Origin of the sequence: Natrialba taiwanensis DSM 12281, from assembly GCF_000337595.1 — an archaeon.
GTDB lineage: Archaea > Halobacteriota > Halobacteria > Halobacteriales > Natrialbaceae > Natrialba > Natrialba taiwanensis.
The window spans coordinates 62203-80443 of record NZ_AOIL01000069.1 but is presented as its reverse complement, the minus strand read 5'-3'; the positions used below and the strand labels follow the sequence as shown (position 1 = coordinate 80443).

The 18241-nt window shown below is 63.9% G+C and carries 19 protein-coding genes; 3 read left to right on the top strand and 16 right to left on the bottom strand.

From position 1 onward, the window contains the following. The 4 genes from C484_RS24505 to C484_RS20685 all read right to left on the bottom strand — a co-directional run bounded on the left by C484_RS24505 (position 1) and on the right by C484_RS20685 (position 3459). Positions 1–816, bottom strand: a complete 816-nt coding sequence (locus C484_RS24505; protein ID WP_152422765.1) for an Hpt domain-containing protein — start codon at positions 814–816, stop codon at positions 1–3. Then, entirely contained in the window at positions 809–2104 is a 1296-nt protein-coding gene (gene cheB / locus C484_RS20695; RefSeq protein ID WP_006827819.1) for a chemotaxis-specific protein-glutamate methyltransferase CheB, read from the bottom strand. Before cheB ends, C484_RS24505 begins: the two co-directional genes overlap by 8 nt. Next, on the bottom strand, positions 2101–2463 hold the full coding sequence (cheY, locus tag C484_RS20690) for a chemotaxis protein CheY (protein WP_004214542.1): 363 nt from the start codon (positions 2461–2463) through the stop codon (positions 2101–2103). The genes cheB and cheY overlap by 4 nt, the downstream gene beginning before the upstream one ends. A 102-nt stretch (positions 2464–2565) precedes the next feature. After that, positions 2566–3459: a chemotaxis protein CheW gene (locus C484_RS20685; protein ID WP_006827818.1), complete on the bottom strand. Its 894-nt coding sequence runs from the start codon at positions 3457–3459 to the stop codon at positions 2566–2568. A gap of 224 nt (positions 3460–3683) precedes the next feature. Between C484_RS20685 and C484_RS20680 the strand changes: the two genes are divergently transcribed. After that, a complete protein-coding gene (locus C484_RS20680; RefSeq protein ID WP_006827817.1) occupies positions 3684–4175 on the top strand; it encodes a chemotaxis protein CheW in 492 nt (163 codons plus the stop codon). A 53-nt stretch (positions 4176–4228) separates the two neighbouring features. On the opposite strand, the gene C484_RS20675 is transcribed toward C484_RS20680, so the two are convergent. The 5 genes from C484_RS20675 to C484_RS20655 all read right to left on the bottom strand — a co-directional run bounded on the left by C484_RS20675 (position 4229) and on the right by C484_RS20655 (position 7462). Beyond that, entirely contained in the window at positions 4229–5002 is a 774-nt protein-coding gene (locus C484_RS20675; protein ID WP_006827816.1) for a DUF5803 family protein, read from the bottom strand. Between the two features lies 1 nt (position 5003). Beyond that, the gene (locus C484_RS20670; RefSeq protein ID WP_006827815.1) at positions 5004–5708 is read right to left on the bottom strand and encodes a DUF2110 family protein; all 705 of its coding nucleotides are present in this window, start codon (positions 5706–5708) and stop codon (positions 5004–5006) included. Between the two features lie 8 nt (positions 5709–5716). Further along, entirely contained in the window at positions 5717–6253 is a 537-nt protein-coding gene (gene tfe / locus C484_RS20665) for a transcription factor E (protein ID WP_006664092.1), read from the bottom strand. Between the two features lie 171 nt (positions 6254–6424). After that, positions 6425–6802, bottom strand: coding sequence for an amphi-Trp domain-containing protein (locus C484_RS20660; RefSeq protein WP_006827814.1), 378 nt, complete (start codon positions 6800–6802; stop codon positions 6425–6427). 78 nt (positions 6803–6880) lie between these two features. Next, the gene (locus tag C484_RS20655) at positions 6881–7462 is read right to left on the bottom strand and encodes a tRNA (cytidine(56)-2'-O)-methyltransferase (protein ID WP_006827813.1); all 582 of its coding nucleotides are present in this window, start codon (positions 7460–7462) and stop codon (positions 6881–6883) included. Between the two features lie 108 nt (positions 7463–7570). On the opposite strand from C484_RS20655, the gene C484_RS20650 reads away from it, so the two are divergent. Continuing rightward, positions 7571–8047: a cupin domain-containing protein gene (locus C484_RS20650; protein WP_006827812.1), complete on the top strand. Its 477-nt coding sequence runs from the start codon at positions 7571–7573 to the stop codon at positions 8045–8047. 273 nt (positions 8048–8320) lie between these two features. Then, the gene (locus tag C484_RS20645; protein ID WP_049915838.1) at positions 8321–8545 is read left to right on the top strand and encodes a hypothetical protein; all 225 of its coding nucleotides are present in this window, start codon (positions 8321–8323) and stop codon (positions 8543–8545) included. Between the two features lie 117 nt (positions 8546–8662). Here C484_RS20645 and C484_RS20640 read toward each other — a convergent pair whose 3' ends face one another. From C484_RS20640 to acs (C484_RS20610), 7 genes are all read right to left on the bottom strand, one after another. Continuing rightward, positions 8663–8881 carry a hypothetical protein gene (locus tag C484_RS20640; protein ID WP_006827810.1) on the bottom strand — a complete coding sequence of 73 codons (219 nt, stop codon included), beginning with the start codon at positions 8879–8881 and terminating at the stop codon, positions 8663–8665. Between the two features lie 83 nt (positions 8882–8964). Further along, the gene (locus C484_RS20635) at positions 8965–9426 is read right to left on the bottom strand and encodes a universal stress protein (RefSeq protein ID WP_006827809.1); all 462 of its coding nucleotides are present in this window, start codon (positions 9424–9426) and stop codon (positions 8965–8967) included. A gap of 2 nt (positions 9427–9428) precedes the next feature. Further along, positions 9429–11159, bottom strand: coding sequence for a sodium:solute symporter family transporter (locus tag C484_RS20630; RefSeq protein WP_006827808.1), 1731 nt, complete (start codon positions 11157–11159; stop codon positions 9429–9431). Next, complete coding sequence (locus tag C484_RS20625; RefSeq protein ID WP_006827807.1) at positions 11156–11608, bottom strand: DUF4212 domain-containing protein; 453 nt, start codon at positions 11606–11608, stop codon at positions 11156–11158. The genes C484_RS20630 and C484_RS20625 overlap by 4 nt, the downstream gene beginning before the upstream one ends. A 68-nt stretch (positions 11609–11676) precedes the next feature. Then, positions 11677–13653 (bottom strand): acetate--CoA ligase, encoded by a 1977-nt coding sequence (gene acs / locus C484_RS20620; RefSeq protein WP_006827806.1) that lies wholly within the window; start codon positions 13651–13653, stop codon positions 11677–11679. A 225-nt stretch (positions 13654–13878) separates the two neighbouring features. Then, on the bottom strand, positions 13879–16125 hold the full coding sequence (locus tag C484_RS20615) for a bacterio-opsin activator domain-containing protein (RefSeq protein WP_006827805.1): 2247 nt from the start codon (positions 16123–16125) through the stop codon (positions 13879–13881). Between the two features lie 123 nt (positions 16126–16248). Further along, positions 16249–18231: an acetate--CoA ligase gene (gene acs, locus C484_RS20610; protein WP_006827804.1), complete on the bottom strand. Its 1983-nt coding sequence runs from the start codon at positions 18229–18231 to the stop codon at positions 16249–16251. Between the last annotated feature and the right edge of the window lie 10 nt (positions 18232–18241).

Here is an 18241-nt window from a genome sequence, read left to right as displayed (position 1 = left end):
TCAAGATCCTGTGCCTCGTCGGCGCTGAGTTGGCTGCCGGGTTCGGTGGTCGTTGTGTTGGCTGTCGGCGATGAGATTGTCGAACTGTGTCGTTACGTCGACGAGTTCGAAGTCGGCGACTTCGCCGACGGGATCGAGTCCGGAGGCGATCGCGCCCTTGCCGACTGCACTGCCGAAGACGGCGTCGAAGGTCGTGCCGTAAGCGCCGTCCGCGACGGTCGATCGATCGGGGTCGGTCCCGATCAGATTGAACGCGTCGATCAGCGCTTCGACGACCAGAATGCCGTTGTCGATCTCCTCGTGGTCGTCTTTTTCTCCATCGTCAGCCACCTCGATTCGCGCGAGGTAGGCGTTGTGGTTGTCGTCCGCCGGGGGCTCGAACTGCGAGAGAACGCGCTCTATTTCGGCCGTCGAGGGTGAGGAAAGACCGTCCGTTTCCGTGGCCGGCTCGAGTTGTGCCCGGAGGGAGTCGATCGTCGCCGAGGGATCGGTTTCGACCTCGCCTTCGAGGGCGACCTCCTCGACCATCCGTTCGAGTTCGTCGACGGCGTCGAAGATGGCGTCCATCAGTTCCGGCGAGACCGTCAGCCGGTTTCGGCGAACGGCATCGAGAACGTCCTCGATTGCGTGTGCGAGGTTACTTGCGGATTCGAGCCCTGCAGCACCGCAGTTTCCCTTGAGCGTGTGCGCGATCCGGAAGATATTGTCCATCGCTGCTTCGTCGTCCGGGTTGCGCTCTAAGGTCAGCAACGCGTTGTTCAGTTCGGTAATCCGGTCTTCGCTCTCGCGAACGAAATCGCTCCAGTAGTCAGTCATCGGTCTCACCCTCGCCGCCGTTGCCGGTATCAGCGGCCGTAAACGCATCCAGGATCGTCGGCACGACTTCCGTGTCGGGAACGACCGTGTCGACGCATCCCGTTTCGATCGCCTGACAGGGGATGCCAAAGACCGGGCTCGTCGCCTCGTTCTGGGCGATGGTGTGGCCGCCGCCGGCCCGGATCGCTTCGATCCCGGCGGCTCCGTCGCTGCCCATTCCCGTCAACACGACGCCACAGAGCGGTCCCGCGACCCGCTCGGCGGCGGTCTCCATCGTCACGTCGATCGCCGGCCGCAGCCCGTGGCGACGCTCGCCATCATCGAGTGCAACGCGAAGCGACTGTGTACGCGTTTGGCCCGCCGTCGTGTTGGGATCGATCTCACGCTCGCTATCCACGACCTGCAGATGGGAGCCGCCCGCGGCGACGACCGCCTCGCCGGGTCCGATCCGAGCACCGTCCGTCGCCTCGCGGACCGCATACTCGCTGTGCGCGTCGAGTCGCGCCGCGAACCGATCGGTGAACTCGGGCGGCATGTGCTGGACGACGACGACCGTCGCCTCGAGCGCAAGCGGCAACCGAGCGAACAGTTGTTCGACGATCTTCGGGCCGCCGGTCGAGGCACCGATAACGATAACCGGCGCATCGGTCGCGCTGAACTCGGCCGTGTCGGATCGAGCGCGGTCAGTCGCCGGCGTTGCGGTCGCCGGCGCTGACGGCGTCTCGGGGCCTGCCGGAGACGAGTTCACCGACGAGGCTGTTGAGCCGATACTCGTACTCGTACTCGCATCCGCTCTCGCCGTCCTCGCCGGTGTCGCGGATCGAGACGGTGCGTCGGCGACGTGCGTCGATGTCGCGTGTGCATTCGCCGCAGTGCGGGCGAGTGCGAGCGAGGACACGTCGGCGGCCGCGAGTTCGTCGACCTTCGCGACGACAGCATCGGCGAGGTGGCCGATGTTTCGCGATCCCGAGCCGTCGGGCTTGTGCAGGAAGTCGATCGCCCCGCGTTCGAGGGCGTCTAGCGTCGCGTTGGTGCCCTCGCCGGTGTAGGCGCTGAGCATGAGAATCAACGTCGGATCATCGGCCATGATCCGTTCTACGGCCTCGATACCGCTCATCTCGGGCATTTCGACGTCCATCGTCACGACGGCTGGGTCGAACGACGCAACGATATCGACCGCTTCGACCCCGTTCGTTGCCGTTTTAACCTCGTAGCCGGCCTCGGTGAGCGCGTTGCCGATGACTGTTCGCATGAATCTCGAGTCGTCGACAACGAGTACTCGCGTCATGCCGCAATAACGTCTGTCAGCGCCTTCCTGACGCTTGGCTCCTCGAACGGTTTCGTGACGTAGCCGTCAGCACCGGCCTTGACGGCGAGTTTCATCTTCTCTCGCTGCCCGACACTCGTACACATGATGACGCGAGCGTCGGGATCGATCTTCTTGATCGCCGCCGTCGCCTTGATCCCGTTGCACTTGGGCATCACGATGTCCATCATCACGATGTCGGGATCGTGTTCTTTGTACAGCTTGACCGCTTCAGCACCGTTTGACGCCTCCCCGATGATGCGGTGATCCTGTTCCAGGATCTGTCGCAGTAAATTCCGCATAAAATGTGAGTCGTCTACGATGAGCACCCCTGTCGACATTCACTAGTACACCACAGTCCGGTAGCGATACAACTACCATAAATGCTGTCTCCCGATTATCAGACGTGATAAGTGTCGATACCAATCCGACGCCCTCTCGGGTCAGGACTCGAGTTCAGCCGACGAGGGCTCGATCGGGCCGGAGGCGAGCAGGAGTTTCTCAACGTCGATAACTGGCGTCACCTCGATGACCGTCCGCGGATCGTCCTCGCGTTCGTTTTCGCGGTCGTCTTTGGCGCGATCCGCGCTGGCGGCCGTCGGTGGTTCCAGCGCAGTGTCGACGTCGGCATCACTACCAGGTTCGTCACCCTCGGCGCTGAACTCGTCGGCCGATTCGATGACGGCTGCATTGCTCGTTCCGACGCTGCCCGCGTCGGGTGCTGTCGGTTCCGAGCCCCGCGTTCGGTCGCCGGGTCGTCGCTCCGTTCGCTCCGTCGTGACGAGTTCGTCGACGAGCGGGTGTTCGAGCGCGTCGCCGGAGAGGTCGCTGTCGTCGATGGCGGTCGAGTCGAAGACGTTGCTTTCGGGGACGGCATCGACGCCGTAGACTTGCTCGACGCGGATCGCAGCGGACTGGTCGTCCGAGCCGCGGTCGAAGACGAGGAGCTGTTCCCGCTCGGCAGTGTGCGTGGCCGTTTCGGACGGTGACTGGAGCGCGTTTTGCGCTGCACCGGCAGCCGCTTTCGAGGCGGACGCATCCGCCGCCTTCGGCGGGAAGTGCACGGTGGGGTCGATTACGGCCGTGATCTCGCCCCGAAGGTCCGTGATGCCAGCGATCGCCTCGGGGGTACGCGGGACGCTTGTCAGGTCGTCTGGCCGGTCGGTCGTCGTCCGCACGTCGGCGACGGGAACGGCGAGCCGGTAGCCGCCGACCCCGAACCCGACGACCCGAACCTGGTCTTCTTCTTCCTCCTGATCGATCGTCGACTGCTGTGAACGGGCGTCTGCATCGTCAATATCGATTCCAAGCAGTTTCTCGGGCAGATCCGGGGCCATGTTCCTGTTCGTGTATTCCAGTCCAGTGGTAAAACGTTGACTCCTGTGGATGTCCGCTTTGCTGACTTGCTGACCTCTCTCGAGTTATCGAGGCGTCATTCCGCCGGTGTGCTCATCTACACCTCGCCACACCTACACCCACACCGTCTCCCTTTCTCACCGTCGCCGGTTCCGTTCGAACTGCACAAAGTACTTGGCACCGCCCTCGAAGATCACACAGCACTATGACGTCGGCTGCAGACGACCCCACGGTCGACACCGCGTCCTCCAGCGACTCCGACCGGCTCCGCGTTCTCACCTTCGATCTCGGCGACACTCGCTACTGCGTCCGCACCGCCGCCGTCGCCTCCGTTCTCAGTATCGCGGATACCGACGGCCTCGACGCAACCGCCGACCCGTGGAACGCCGGCAGCGTCGCCGTTTCCGGTGAACGAGTTCGTGTCGTCGATCTCCACCGCATCTTCGAATCGACACGTCGCCCCGTCTCCGAACTCTCGGAGCCGCTTCTCCTCGTATTCACCGACACCGACGCCGACGGGCGACACTACGGCTGGCTCGTCGACGATGTGGACGTTACGAAAACCATCTCTCGCACTGAACTCGAACCGACGCGAACGAGTACCCGATTCGTTACCGGACGAATCGAGTTCAGTGCGGCTGGGGACGACGATGGAACGGCGGTCGTCCTGCTCGACGAGGAAGCGATTCACGGCTAACTCGAACCCGTCTCTCGAATAGCGAACTGGTGCAGCCTCGCCGCGTGTGACCGTTACCGGAGTCCTGGCGGCGGGCCGTCGTTGTCGTCGTCTTCGAGTTCGACATCGAGTCCTAACTCCTCGCGCTCCTGCTGGAGTTGCTTGACCTGCCGGTAGTAGTAGGCGATCCCAATCGAGCCGATCACGACGACCAGGCCGACGAGCCCGAGGAACAGCGGGATGTTCCGCGTCTGATAGTAGCGAAGCGAGATCGTACTGTCGAGTTCGTCCCAGGTGAGTCGCTCTCGGTCGTCGATGACCTCCCGATCGTAGCCGCCCGGTCTGGCGTTTCCGAGGAGGAAGTTCGACGTGCGGTGGCCCTCCGGCACGGTGACCTCGTAGGATCCCGAAACGTAAGCGGGCAACTGGAACGTGTTACTCCCGGCCTGCCCCGACAGCGCAAGCGTTCCGTTGCCGTCCGGTACCTGGACAGTAGTACTGGACTGACCCTGGTCAACTTCGAGTTCGGATCCCGTCACTTCGGTGCCGTTCGGATACCAGTAGCGGACGCTGTGGATGTCGAGCGGTTCCTCCTGGTAGAACGACGATCGGTACAACGAGAGTTCGTCGGTGTCGTTTAGATCGTAGACGGCGCGGAACTCGCCGTTGCTGATGAGGTTGCCGTCTTCGATGTCGATCGTCACGTCGGAATCGGTGTCGCGGAGATCGTCGTAGGACTGGTTGCGGTCGAGTTCGTCGTCGGAGATGCCGCCACCGAAGGCCGAACAGCCGGCCAGGCCGACGAGGAGGACGACTGCGACCGAAGCGAGAACGAGCCGGCGGTTCATGTTAGGGGACGACACATCGCAGTTCGGCCGGGAGGTACTCACCGATGCTCGCGAGCAACCCGGGTGGGTCCGTGTTCTCGGTGCAGATGACGCTCTGTTCGAGGAGTCCGAGCCGTTCGATCGTGACGTAGTCGTGGGCGTGGCCCGCGCGGTTGAGCGTGGCCCGAACCTCCGCACGGGTCGCGCTGTTGACGTTGAGCCGACCGTCGCCGCGGCTCCACTCGTAGAGGCGGTCGCGTTCTTCGTCTGCGAGCCGCGAGGGGGTTTCGGCTCCGGCCTCAGGTTCGCCATCACCGCCGCTACCACCGTAGACGAACCGCATCGGCATGTGTTGGACCAGCCCGTACCGATCGCGGATCTGCGTCGGCGAGCCGGGGCCCAGCCCGAGTTCGGCCGCCGGAATCCGGACCGGCTGGCCGGCGTCGAGGACGAGCCCGTCCTCGTCCCAGGATTCGAGCGTGCCGACGTAAGTCTCGCCGGCCTCGAGATCGGGGACGATTTCGCCGAACTCCTCGCGGAGCACGTTTCGCGCGACGGTCGCGTCGTCGCCCTCGATGGTCACCGAGGGAAAGTCGTCGTGGCGCACCCCGAGTTCGAACTCGACTTCGAGGTCGCCGATTTCGTTGCCGACCAGCGACCGCAAGGAGTCAAGTGCCCGTTCGCGGGCGTCGCCCTCGACGTACAGTTTGGTTGCGAGTACGACCATTCTATCGATCAGGCGTCCACATCCACGTTGGCATCGATATTGAGTTCGTCCTCCAGCGCCGCGAGGCGGTCTTCCATCGCCGTCACGAGCCGGTCGTTGTCCATCGATTCGAGCGGCGAGCCACACTCGGGACACTCGAAGCCGAAGTCCATGGCCTCGCCGAACTCGAACCGGATCGAGCAGATTTCACAGAGATAGAACTCGTGGTTGCGTTCGTACTCCTGGCGCTGTTCTAAGGCCTCGTGGAGTCGGTACATCTCCGATTCGAGGTTTTCGGGGATGTTGTCGTACTCGAAGGTCCACAGGTAAGTGAGCCAGCCCGAGTCCTCGTCGCGCAGCCGGCGGTAGCTGGCGAGATCGTTCTCGTACAGGATAAACAGCGCACGCCGCACGTCGTTCAACTCGAGATCTAGATCCTCTGCGAGCTCCTCGTCGGTCACTTCCCCGTCCGGTGGTGCCGCCGCGACGGGCATCCCCTTGGGACCGACCAGCTCGTGCAAGTACTTCTGGATGACTGGATCCTCGAGCAGGTCCTCAAAAGCCATTACCTATCCGTAACGCCATGTGGCAATTAAGTCTTTTGAGGGACGCCGCCTCAATCCGGCGGCGGTGTCGATCCCAGCGCGTCGACGGTTCATACGGACTGCTGTAAGTCATTTCCGGCGCAACCGAGCCCGTCCTGCGGTTGCGCCGGTAAATCGTTACAGCAGACCGTATCAGAGCAGGCTGTCGTCTTGCTCGCTCTGGGTTTCGGATTCTCCGCTTCGGTGTGCGGGTTCTTGGCCCATGTCTTGATCTCGACCGTGATCGTGGCTCTGGTCCTGGCTGCGATCGGCATCTTGTTCTTCCTGAGGAGTGGCTTCCTCCCAGCCGAGGGTGACCGTGACCGCCTCGCGCTCTCCGCCGAGCATCGGCGATCGCTCCTCGACTTCGATCGCGTACTCGAGGGGCTCTCCCGGCGAGAGCGCCAGGAGTTTATTGCCGACCTGAATGTCCGCGGTGGGGCCGCTCTCGAGTTCAGCGGCGATCGCTCGCAGTCGGTCGGCGGCCGCTTCCCGTGACGTTTCGTCTTCGTACGTCGTCGTGTCGGCCATAGGACTCCTGGCACCGAACGGACACAAATAGGTTGGCCGGGAAGGGGCAGGCCGCGCGGAGAAACCGTGGTACGAGATTTACGGGGACGCGTCGGTATCGTCGTCTGTTGACACCGATTCGACCCGCTTGCCGGTCTCCATCGGGACGACTGTCCGATCGGCGTCGGCCCACTCGCGCTCGAGTTCAGCGCCCTCGAACAGTCGGTCGAGAAAGACCGCCAGGCCGGCGACTTCGGAGTGGGGCTGGTTGGTGACGCCGACGTTCCAGTCGGCTTCTTCGTAGACGTCGAATGAGACCTTTTCGGAGCCGACGACGAGGAGTAGCGGCTCGCCGTCGTCCCGGTGGGCCTCGCGGATATCGCCCTCGACATCTTGGACGCGTTGGCCGTACATCGTGAGGTGGACGACTTGCCCCTCCCAGTTGCGGATGAGGGAGTGGGGTGAATCCGTCAGTTCGGCCGTGAAAGGGCCGCCGAAGCGATCCGTGATGTCGTCGACGGTTTCTTTCGACTGGCCGGCGTTGTCGGGGAACCAGACGCGGTCGGCACCGAGCGCGCGGGCGGTCAATCCCACGTGGGTCGTCATCCGGTCGTCCCGACCGGGGCGGTGGCCGAGGCGGAGGACGGCAACCCCTGGGCCGTTCGGAGCGTCGTCGTTCATGCTCGTATGCAGTTCCGGATCGGGTTAGGGGGTTTCGCTTTCGAATCAGCCCTGTGCGGCCAGCGATCGTCGGTGAACTACTTTGAGACTCGATGGCAATATACGCGCATGGACAAGATCAACGACGCCGCACTCGAGTGGGACGAGTACGATCACGGAGCCACGGCCTTCCGCCGAAAAGAACTCTCGAACGCCGTGGGCGCGAGTGAACTCGGCTGTAGCCTCTACGAACTGCCGCCGGGAATGCGCTCGTGGCCCTACCACTATCACACGGCGAACGAGGAGGCATTGTACGTGCTGGCAGGGGCGGGACAACTCCGCTGTACTGACGGCGAGCAATCGCTGACCGCGGGCGATTACGTGACGTTTCCGGCCGACGAACGGGGCGGCCACCGCGTCGTCAACGATGGCGACGACCCGCTTCGCTATCTGGCACTGTCGACGATGAACGAGCCTGACGTGACGGTATACCCCGAGATGAACAAATTCGGCGTCTTCGTCGGCTCGCCGCCGGGCGGACGGGGCGAGCGACCGTTTCACGGCTACTACCGGATCGACGACGAAACGGAGTACTGGGACTCCTAACGCGATCCGAAGCGGTTCGCGTTCGGTACGGCCGCCGGCGTCGCCAGTACGCCGGCCGATGGTGAGGCCCGCGGCTGAACTCGGCGTCTCCGCGTTCGTTGACCCGAGTTCCACGTGAGACCCGGAGCGCCGAAGCGATTGATATTAGTTAGCATACGACTAGTAGACGGTATGACCAACGAACCGAGCGACGAGCGGTGGTCGTCGATCACGGGTGGTTTCGTCGTTCCGATTGCCGGTCTGCTGGCGCTGCTGTTCGCCGTGATGGCCGGAATGAGTGTCCAACCGGCTCTTTCCGGGTCGCCGTCGGATCTNGGTTTCGTCGTTCCGATTGCCGGTCTGCTGGCGCTGCTGTTCGCCGTGATGGCCGGAATGAGTGTCCAACCGGCTCTTTCCGGGTCGCCGTCGGATCTGGCGACGCCGATCATTTTCGCCGGCGTTGCGCTGCTGTGTTTCTGGGTGAGACAACGAGGGATCGCGGCTCGAGCGGACGACTGAGACCCCGGCGCCTCGCCTCATTACTGAGCGGTTGTGAACGGGCGCGGACGGTGAACGAGCACAGACAGACAGGCAGAGAGACAGTTCCTGCACTGTTGCGTTCTGTGCCGCCACACCTCACTGCTGTTTGGCCTGCTCGAGCGAGAAGAAGAATCCGTAGTAGGCGACGACGCCCGAGAGCATGAACATGTAGTAGGCCCACGTCGGCGCGTCGAGGAAGACGAACTCGAAGAGGAAGCTCACGAGCCCGACCCAGACGACGGCAAACAGCAGATCGTAGACCATTCCGGTCCCGTTCTCCGTGACGTGTTCGCGCAGCCGGTCAGCGACGCTCATGAGCAACCTCCTCTCGACTGGATGACTGCTGTGCGTATCATGTCGAAATAGTGTGATCGATTGGCTGTTGTCGCGTGTCCGGTTCAATCGTCCTCAACGTGGTCGACGACCAGCACCGGAACGTGCGTCGAGCGGAGCACGCGTTCAGTGACGCTACCGAGCAATGCTCGTCGGACGCCCGATCGACCGTGGCTCCCGATCACGATCAGGTCGATGTCGTTGTCCTCGGCGTAGTCCGCGATCATTCGATGTGGCTGTCCGCCGGCGTGGCGCTCGTAAGTGGTCAGCCCGGCCGCTTCGGCCGCGTCCGTGACGTAGCCGGTCGCCGCCTCAGCGTCCTCGCGTAACTCCGTCATCTCCCTGAACTCGCCCTGTCGAATGCGGTCGACCTGTTCGGTGCCGAGTCCGTAGGCGATCGCGTCGGTGTCGGCGACGAACAGCGAGTGAACCTCCGCGTCGTACTGTGTGGCGATATCGATCGCCTGTTCAACCGCCGCCTGTGCGACCGTACTCCCGTCGGTCGGAACGAGTATACGCTCGTACATGATTAGTCGTCCGCGGGCGCGTTAGCATTGCCGTTCTTTTCGGCGACGATGTCCGCCGCGGTCTTGTCGCTGGGCATCGGGTCAGGGCTGTGACACTGCCGAACCATCTGTTTGGTCTCGAGCGGCGGTTCGGTGGTCACGAGCGAGACGACGATCGTGATCGCGAACACGATCGGCGTCCCGATGAGCGCCGAACCGATAGCCGGCATCCAGGTCGTGAGCACATCGATCCCCCAGCCGGGGCCGAAGTGGCCCTCGTTGAACATCGGGATGAGCCAGATGATCAGGCCGGAGATCATCCCGGCGAGCGCGCCCGGTCGGTTGGTGTTCTCCCACCAGAGACCGAGGAAGAACATCGGGAACAACACGATGGCGGCAAGCGAGAACGCGAACGAGACCAGCGCGGCGATCGCTGCCGACGGGTCGAGCGCGAAGATGATCGTGAGCGCCCCGATCAGGATGATGCTCAGGCGACCGACGAGGACCTGCTGGCGCTGGGTCGCGTCCTCGTTGATGATGTTCGCGTAGATGTCGTGGGAGATCGCCGACGAGGCGGCGATGAACAGCCCAGCCGTCGTCGCGACCGCCGCGGCGATGCCGCCGGCGGCGACGAAGCCGACGAACCACTCGGGTAATCCTGCCAGCTGCGTCGCCAACACGACGAGCACGTCACCGGCCGCGCCGGTCATTCCGGGATCGCCGTAGACAGCACCGATCTGGTCGCCGTACAGCGCGGTTCCGAACGCGGCGAAGGCGGGTGCGCTCAGGTACAACAGCGCGATGAAGAACAGCCCCCAGGTACACGACCAGCGGGCGACCCGTTCGTTCTCGACCGTGTAGAACCGGACCAGCACGTGCGGGAGTCCGCACGTCCCGAAGACGAGGCTGAAACAGGTTGCGACCCACAGGTAGTAACTCCCCTCCGAGAACGGTTCGGAGAACTCGGAGGCGAGACTGTCGATCATCATGCCGTACTCGAGCTGCGGTAACAGCGTGGAGAATCCTGCGGTCCAGCCGGTAACCAGCAGTCCGAGCAGGAACGCGCTGATGAGGATGACGTACTGCAGGACCATGTTCTTGGTCGCGCCGAGCATCCCCGACAGCGAGAGGTACGCGACGGTGATGACCATGAAGATCACCATCATCGTCTGGTAGCCGGTCAGCACGCCGCCGGTGATCGCCGACCAGTCGCCGAGAATGTACATCCCGACGAGCCCCATCCCGCGGGCCTGCCCGAGCGCGTAGACGAACCCGATCAGGAACGTGGTGATGGCCGCGAGCGCGCGTGCTGTATCGGAGTTGAACCGGTCGCCAACGAAGTCCGGCGCGGTGTACTTTCCGAACCGCCGCATCTGGGCGGCCATGAAGATCAGCAGGACGAAGTAGCCGGTCGTCCAGCCGACGACGAACGCCAGGCCATAGACGCCCGAGACAGCGACGGTGGCCGCCACTCCGAGATACGTCGCGGCCGACATCCAGTTGGCCCCGATCGCCATTCCGTTCTCGATATTCCCGATCGATCGGCCGGCGACCCACATGTCGTCCGTGTTCGCGGCCTTGAACATGAAGCCGGCCACGATGAACAACAGCATCATCCCGATGACGATAATCGATGGCACCAACTTGAACGAAATATCGAGCCCTTCCGGGAGCAACGCTTCGTCCGACTGCAACGGGATCGTCTGTAGTGCACCGACCGCAAAATCCGCCAGCAACGGGACGTTCCCGCTCATTCGCCGATCCCCCCATCAGCCGCGGCCGCGTCGTCCGCAACGGTCTCGGTCATCTCCGGTTCGGCAACGTCCTGTGAGATTCCGTACTTTTCGTCGATCTGATCGCGCTTTCGCGCGTACCAGACCGAGAGGACGAGCGCCGCCCCCGGTCCGACGACCGCAAGCAGGAGGTAGTGCAACGGGAATCCGATTACCGGTATCTGCGTCGTCATGATCTCGGGTGCGAGACGCGTCGCCGTAATCGGCGCAAATGTCGTCAAGACCCAAATCGTGAAGCCGATCCATATGATGCGGAGGTGATCCCGCATAAATGGGGTCGCCGGCTTCAACAAGTTGATTTCGACGTCCATGTAGTCGATTTGCTGTTCGCGCTCGACGTCGGTCATCCCCCCGTCAGTCGCAACGTCTTTGTCACCGTCTTCCGCGTCATGAGTGTTTTCATCTGGCATGGGAATATATGTCGTATTGCGTCAGTGGTTGTGTGTCAGTCCGAATGAACCGATGGAAACGAACTGATTCAGTCCGTTTCGACCTGTGCTGCGATGTCGTCGACGACCTCGGGGTTCCGAAGCGTCGACGTATTTCCGAGTTCGTTTCCGCTCGCGATGTCTTCCAAGAGTCGGCGCATGATCTTGCCCGAACGCGTCTTCGGGAGTTCGGGCGTGAAGATCACGTCTTCGGGTTTCGCGATGGGGCCGATGGAGTCGAGGACGGCCTCTCGGGCTCGTTCCTCGAGTTCAGCGTTGCCCTCGTAGTCGTCCTCGGGAATGGCGTAGACGTAGACGGCTTCACCTTTGACCTCGTGGTCGCCGCCGACGACGGCGGCTTCGGCGATGCCGTCGACGCCGACGACGGCGGATTCGATCTCCATCGTGCCAAGGCGGTGGCCGGAGACGTTGATCACGTCGTCGACGCGGCCGAGGATCGTGATGTAGCCGTCGTCGTCGATTTTGGCACCGTCCTCGGGGAAGTAGACCCATTCGTCGGCGTCCTTGTCGGAGTACTCCTGCCAGTACTCGGAGAGGAACCGTTCGTCGTTGTTGTACAGCGTCCGGAGCATGCCAGGCCACGGTTTGTTGACGGTGACGTAGCCGGCCTGACCGGCGTCGACCTCCTCGCCTTGTGCGTTGACAACGCGGGCGTCGACGCCCGGCAGCGGCGGCCCCGCGGAGCCGGGTTTCATGGTGTTGACGCCCGGAAGCGTCGTGATCATCATCCCGCCAGTTTCGGTCTGCCACCAGGTGTCGACGATCGGGCACTCCTCGTCGCCGATGTGTTTGTAGTACCACTTCCAGGCGCGCGGGTTGATCGGTTCGCCGACGGTGCCGAGCAGGCGCAGCGACGAGAGGTCGTGTTCCTCGGGGTAGTCGCTGCCCCACTTCATGAACGCCCGAATCGCGGTCGGCGCGGTGTAGAAGACGTCGACACCCTCGCGTTCGACGATCTCCCATAGGCGGTCCTTGTCGGGATAGTCCGGCGTCCCCTCGTACATCACTGATGTCGTCCCGAGCGCGAGCGGCCCGTAGACGATGTAGGAGTGACCCGTGATCCAGCCGATATCGGCCGAACACCAGTAGGTGTCCTCGGGTTCGAGGTCGAGCACGGCGTGGCTGGTCCAGGCCGTGTAGGCGAGGTAGCCGCCGGTCGTGTGTTTCACCCCCTTCGGCTGGCCCGTCGTCCCCGAGGTGTACATCAGGAACAGCATGTCCTCGGCGTCCCGCGAAACCGGCTCGACCGACTCGCCGTCGTACTCGGCGACGAGTTCGTCGTAGTCGCGCTGGTTGTCGGCGAGCGAGTGGTCGAGGTCGTCGCCCAGTCGGTCGACCACGACGACGTCGGAGACCTCGTGGTCGACGCCGTCGAGGCCCTCGTTGGTCTTCGAGAGGTGATCGAGCGCGTCCCCGCGGCGGTAGTAGCCGTCGCAGGTGACCAGGAACTCGCTGTCGGCCGAGTTCATTCGCGTCGCGAGCGCGTCCGCGGAGAAGCCGGCGAAGACGACGCTGTGGGGTGCCCCGAGGCGGGCGCAGGCAAGCATCGCGATCGGCAACTCCGGAATCATCGGCAGGTAGAGCGTGACGACGTCGTCTTCCTCGACGCCGAGACCGCGAAGCGTCGCGGCGAACGTCTCTACCTCCTCGAGCAACTCGCCGTAGGTGTAGCTGCGGGTCTCCCCGAGTTCACCTTCCCACTTGATCGCCTCGCGATCGGCCGCGCCGTCCTCGACGTGCCGGTCGAGGCAGTTGTACGAGGCGTTGAGTTCGCCGCCGGTGAACCACTCGTAGAACGGTTCGTTTCCGTCGTCGAGGACAGTATCGTACGACTCGTCCCATGAGAGGAGATCGGCGGCCCGCTCCCAACACTCGGGCCAGTTCTCCTCGAACTCGTCGTAGATCCCCGGATCCGTAACGTTAGCCTGCTCGACGAACGACTCGGGCGGTTCGAACGCCTCCTGCTCCGCGAGCCGCGCCTCGAGCGTGGCATCCTCTTGTGACATGATACAGACTATCAATGCGGGACTGCCATAGTAAAGCCAGCCTCTAGGTGTACAAACCAACGCGACCGGTTTTGCGGACAGAGCGCCACAGTCGCCGCGAGAACTGACCACAATCGGCGAGATCACACAGCAGATTCGTCGACAGACCGAACGAATGATCGCCGTCTGAGCCGCGCTGTCCGGCCGATAGCTGGTCCACCCTAGAAGCCTAGTCGATCGCTGCGGTCACTCGTGCCGTTCCGTTTCCGACGGATCGTCGAAGAACGTCTGCAACAGTTCGTGTTGGCCCTTTCGCAGGTGATTGTGCAGCGTCGGCGAGGAGATCCCCATCGCGTCCGCCACCTCCTCGGCCGTGCTCTCCCGGGGCCAATCGTAGTACCCCCCGAAGTACGCGGCTCGCAACGCTGCAACCTGTTTGTCAGTTAATCGATCCTCGAGCCCCTTCCTGAACTCACGGGCCGTCTGAACGGTCCGTTCGGCCTCTCGCTTGCCGATCAGCGACGACTCCGGAAACACCGACTGTAGCCCCTCGAGAATCGTCCGCAGGTCGGCTTCGGCCGCACACTCGGCCGTGATCGTCGTCGTTCCGTCGTCGGTAACCGCCTCGCGAACGGTCACGCCGTACTCGGTCAGCGTCCGCGTCGGCGAGGACCCCTCGACGACGACTTCGATGCGCCAGCCGTCCGGTTCGGTCTCCAGGAGGCGACAGTCCTCGATCCCCGGATCGGCCGCCGCCAGGTCGAACACGTCGGCGGGCGGCGCGTCCGCGAGCCGAAGATAGTAGAGTTGCGTCGACTCCGAGATCGGCACCAACGAATCGAGTTCGAACCGGCAGCCACACCGACGGGAGGCCTCCACGAAGAACGAACTCGCGTCCTGGCAGCGGATGTCGACCTCGACGACGCGGTCCGAGAGCAGCAGGTTCCGCCGCCGAACGGCGGTGATCGCGTAGCCGGTCTGCCGACCGATCGTCGCAAGCCACCGTCGCTCACTCTCCGTAAACGCGTCCTCGCGGGTCGTCCCGACGCCGAGCGTACCGTAGGTCGTATCGCCGTAGGTCAGCGGGACGCCGGCGAGTTCAGTGCCGGCGAACTCCTCGACGGATTGATCGACGACCGTCGTCACAATCGGCGTGTCGGAATCGGACTCCCCTGACTCCGTCGCCGCCTCGCTGACAGCCACGGCGCTGTCTGCATCTCCGGTGTCTATCCCCCACTCCGCCGGCACGAGGCGATCGATCACCGCCGCATCGACGCCGCTCGTCGTCCGCCACTCGTCGCTCTCGGCCGTCGCCGTCGTCCGATCGATCCAACTGAACTCGTAGGGCTGACCGTCCGCGAGCGCGTGACAGGCCGCCGCTTCGACCGCTTCGTGGTCGCTCCCATCGAGCAGTCCCCGCGTCACCGCCCGGTACCGGCGAGCAACCGCCGCCTGGCGCTCGAGAGCGGTACGCTCCGATCGAACCGCCTCGAGTTCGTCGTGGTGGGTCGAAATGTCCCGGACGAAGACGGCGTAGCCGTCGTGTCGACCCCGCTCGTCGCGCAGCGGTGAAACGACTTCGGTCGCACGAACGCGGGAGCCGTCCCGGTGAACACGCCAGCCCTCCTGTTCGATTCCGGACTCTTCCAGTGCGGTCGCAAGCGTCCGCTCGGGGACGCCGTCTTTGACCGCCTCGTCGGTGTAGAAGGCAGAGACGTGCGTGCCGACGATCTCGCCGGCCCGATAGCCGAACAGGGCGGCGGCACTCCGATTCCACCGTTCGACGTACCCCTCCTCGTCGAGTCGGACGAGGGCGTACCGGTCGCTTGCGGCCAACAGTAAACGGACGACGCTGTCGTCGCTCATCGGCCGTCCAGAGCGAGCGTTCGACACTCCGAGTCGCGGTGCCGACGGGCGTTCGACGGCGTCGAACGCCTCGACGAGTTCGGAATCGGTCGGCGTCGGGAAGTAGGATTCGAGCGCCTCGAAGCTCTGCCAGCCGCCGGCGGCCTTGACGGCGCGCGGATTGATGTCGCGGTCGACGAGTGTTCGGCGCGCGAAGTATCGGCGCAGATCGCTCGAGGAAACGTCGGCGAGGGCCGGCTGATCGAACCGTTCGCTCGCCCGCGTTGCCACCTCGGCGACGAGCATCTGCAACCGCCGGGCCGTCACATCGAAAATCCGGTCGTCGGCCCCCAGCCCGTTGCTCCGGGCGTACCGACGCGCCTCCTGCTCGACCCGCGTCGGGAGGTATGCAGTGTGGCCGGTCTCCTCCCGATCACCGACGGCGGGGACGCGAACCACGTATCGCGGCGGATCGATCCGCACCTGCTCGATGTCGCCGACGGTGAGCGCGGCGAGTTCAGCCGGGCGGAGACCGACTTCGCCACAGCAGCGCACGACGAGTCCCTCCCGGTAGGTTTCCGCGGCATCGAGGATGAACTCGTACTGGCGGGGCGAGAGCGGGGCCGCGTCGGCTGCCTCCGCAGTCATGTTTCGCGCTTTCAGCTGAGAGGAATATAATTGTATCGGCTATGATCGCCAAATTCGGGAGATATCTGGAGTGGGTGTTATTTGATCCTCTGTTCTATTTCGCTGTATTTGAAATCGCGAAACTCAAGATCGATCTCGTTCGCTCTGGATTTCGCCGACGATTTCCGGGTTCCGGAGCGCGCTCGTATCGCCCAATTCTTCGCCGTTGGCGATGTCCTCCAGGAGGCGACGCATGATCTTGCCCGAACGCGTCTTCGGGAGTTCGGGCGTGAAGACGACTGCTTCGGGGGTTGCGATCGGACCGATTGCATCCGCGACGCTCTCGAGAATTCGCTCGCGGAGGTCGTCACTGGGGTCGCCTGCAGCGGAGACGTACGCGTAGATTTCGGTGCCGCGGCGCTCGCTCGATCGGCCGACGACGGCCGTCTCGGCGACGCCGTCAACCTCGGCGATTGCGCTCTCGATCTCCATCGTGCTCAGGCGCTGGCTGGCGACGTTGATCACGTCGTCGACGCGTCCCAGCACGGTGACGTAGCCGTCGTCGTCGACGGAAGCGGTATCGCCGCTGAAGTAACACCAGTCGTCGGCGTCGGGGTCGGAAAACCGGTCCCAGTACTCGGCTCGATAGCGCTCGTCGCCGTCGTACAGCGTCCGCGCCATGGCGGGCCACGGGCGGGGAATCATGAGATAGCCCGCCTTTCCGGGATCGACCTCGTTGCCGTCTTCATCGACGACTGCGACTTCGATCCCGGGGAGCGGCGGTCCCGCAGCCCCGGGTTTCATCGGGTCGATGCCCGGCAGCGTCGAGACCATGATCGCCCCGGTTTCGGTCTGCCACCAGGTGTCGACGATCGGACACTCCTCGTTGCCGATGTGCTCGTAGTACCAGCGCCAGGGTCGCGGACTGATCGGTTCGCCGACGGTCCCGAGGAGCCGTAGCGACGAGAGATCGTGGCGGTCGGGGTACTCCGTTCCCCACTTCATGAACGCGCGAACCGCCGTCGGTGCCGTATAGAAGATGTCGACCGCGTTCCGGTCGATGATCTCCCAGAGCCGATCCCGGTCGGGATAGTCCGGCGTGCCCTCGTACATCACCGTCGTCGTCCCGAGTGCGAGCGGCCCGTAGACGATGTAGGAGTGGCCCGTGATCCAGCCGATGTCGGCCGCACACCAGTAGGTATCCGCCGGCTGGATGTCGAGGACGGATCGAGCGGTCCAGGCGATCTGTGCGAGATAGCCGCCGGTCGAATGGACGACCCCTTTCGGATCGCCCGTCGTCCCCGACGTGTACATCAGGAACAGCATGTCCTCGGCGTCCCGCGAAACCGGCTCGACGCTCGCACCCGCAAACTCCGCACAGAGGTCGTGATAGTCCCACTCGTCGTCGCCGAGGACGTGTGGAAGCTCCTCGCCCAGGCGGTCGACGACGACCGTCTCGACGTCCTGCTCGACCGCGAGTCGGGCGTTATCTGCCTTGCTCTTCTGGTTGAACGCATCACCGCGGCGGTAGTAGCCGTCGCAGGTGATCACGAACTCGCTGTCGGCCGCGTCCATCCGCGTCGCGAGCGCATCGGCCGAGAGCCCCGCGAAGACGACACTGTGGGGTGCGCCGATCCGAGCGCAGGCGAGCATCGCGATCGGCAACTCCGGAATCATCGGCAGATAGATCGTCACCACGTCGTCGGCCTCGACGCCCAGCTCTCGGAGCGCTGCGGCGAACTCGTTGACCGCGACAAAGAGGTCCTGGTAGGTGTAGGTCTCGCGCTCGCCGCGCTTTCCCTCCCAGCGGATCGCGGCGTAGTTCTTCCGGCCGGCCTCGAGATGCCGGTCGATGCAGTTGTACGAGGCGTTGAGTTCGCCGCCGGTGAACCACTGGTAAAACGGCGCGTCGCTGTCATCAAGGACAGTGTCGTATGCCTCGTCCCACGAGAGCAGGTCGGCAGCCCGTTCCCAGCACGCGGGCCACGCGTCCTCGAACCGGGCGTCGATTGGCCGGTCGCCGGCCGCGTTCGTCACTGTGGCTTGCTCGACGAACGACGTGGGCGGGTCGTGTGGTGACCCGGTGGGCTCGGGACGGTTCCGTCCCCACCCGTTCCGATCGTCCATATCTCGTTCG

What these genes read in the sequence shown, in the direction of transcription:
- C484_RS20660 (WP_006827814.1), bottom strand. Translation starts at nt 6,802, where the DNA reads ATGGCCGACACGACGACGTACGAAGACGAAACGTCACGGGAAGCGGCC.
- C484_RS20630 (WP_006827808.1), bottom strand. Translation starts at nt 11,159, where the DNA reads ATGAGCGGGAACGTCCCGTTGCTGGCGGATTTTGCGGTCGGTGCACTA.
- C484_RS20650 (WP_006827812.1), top strand. Translation starts at nt 7,571, where the DNA reads ATGGACAAGATCAACGACGCCGCACTCGAGTGGGACGAGTACGATCAC.
- cheB (WP_006827819.1), bottom strand. Translation starts at nt 2,104, where the DNA reads ATGACGCGAGTACTCGTTGTCGACGACTCGAGATTCATGCGAACAGTC.
- C484_RS20675 (WP_006827816.1), bottom strand. Translation starts at nt 5,002, where the DNA reads ATGAACCGCCGGCTCGTTCTCGCTTCGGTCGCAGTCGTCCTCCTCGTC.
- C484_RS20685 (WP_006827818.1), bottom strand. Translation starts at nt 3,459, where the DNA reads ATGGCCCCGGATCTGCCCGAGAAACTGCTTGGAATCGATATTGACGAT.
- C484_RS20635 (WP_006827809.1), bottom strand. Translation starts at nt 9,426, where the DNA reads ATGTACGAGCGTATACTCGTTCCGACCGACGGGAGTACGGTCGCACAG.
- C484_RS20625 (WP_006827807.1), bottom strand. Translation starts at nt 11,608, where the DNA reads ATGCCAGATGAAAACACTCATGACGCGGAAGACGGTGACAAAGACGTT.
- cheY (WP_004214542.1), bottom strand. Translation starts at nt 2,463, where the DNA reads ATGTCGACAGGGGTGCTCATCGTAGACGACTCACATTTTATGCGGAAT.
- C484_RS20655 (WP_006827813.1), bottom strand. Translation starts at nt 7,462, where the DNA reads ATGAACGACGACGCTCCGAACGGCCCAGGGGTTGCCGTCCTCCGCCTC.
- tfe (WP_006664092.1), bottom strand. Translation starts at nt 6,253, where the DNA reads ATGGCTTTTGAGGACCTGCTCGAGGATCCAGTCATCCAGAAGTACTTG.
- C484_RS20670 (WP_006827815.1), bottom strand. Translation starts at nt 5,708, where the DNA reads ATGGTCGTACTCGCAACCAAACTGTACGTCGAGGGCGACGCCCGCGAA.
- acs (WP_006827806.1), bottom strand. Translation starts at nt 13,653, where the DNA reads ATGTCACAAGAGGATGCCACGCTCGAGGCGCGGCTCGCGGAGCAGGAG.
- C484_RS20640 (WP_006827810.1), bottom strand. Translation starts at nt 8,881, where the DNA reads ATGAGCGTCGCTGACCGGCTGCGCGAACACGTCACGGAGAACGGGACC.
- C484_RS24505 (WP_152422765.1), bottom strand. Translation starts at nt 816, where the DNA reads ATGACTGACTACTGGAGCGATTTCGTTCGCGAGAGCGAAGACCGGATT.
- C484_RS20680 (WP_006827817.1), top strand. Translation starts at nt 3,684, where the DNA reads ATGACGTCGGCTGCAGACGACCCCACGGTCGACACCGCGTCCTCCAGC.
- C484_RS20615 (WP_006827805.1), bottom strand. Translation starts at nt 16,125, where the DNA reads ATGACTGCGGAGGCAGCCGACGCGGCCCCGCTCTCGCCCCGCCAGTAC.
- acs (WP_006827804.1), bottom strand. Translation starts at nt 18,231, where the DNA reads ATGGACGATCGGAACGGGTGGGGACGGAACCGTCCCGAGCCCACCGGG.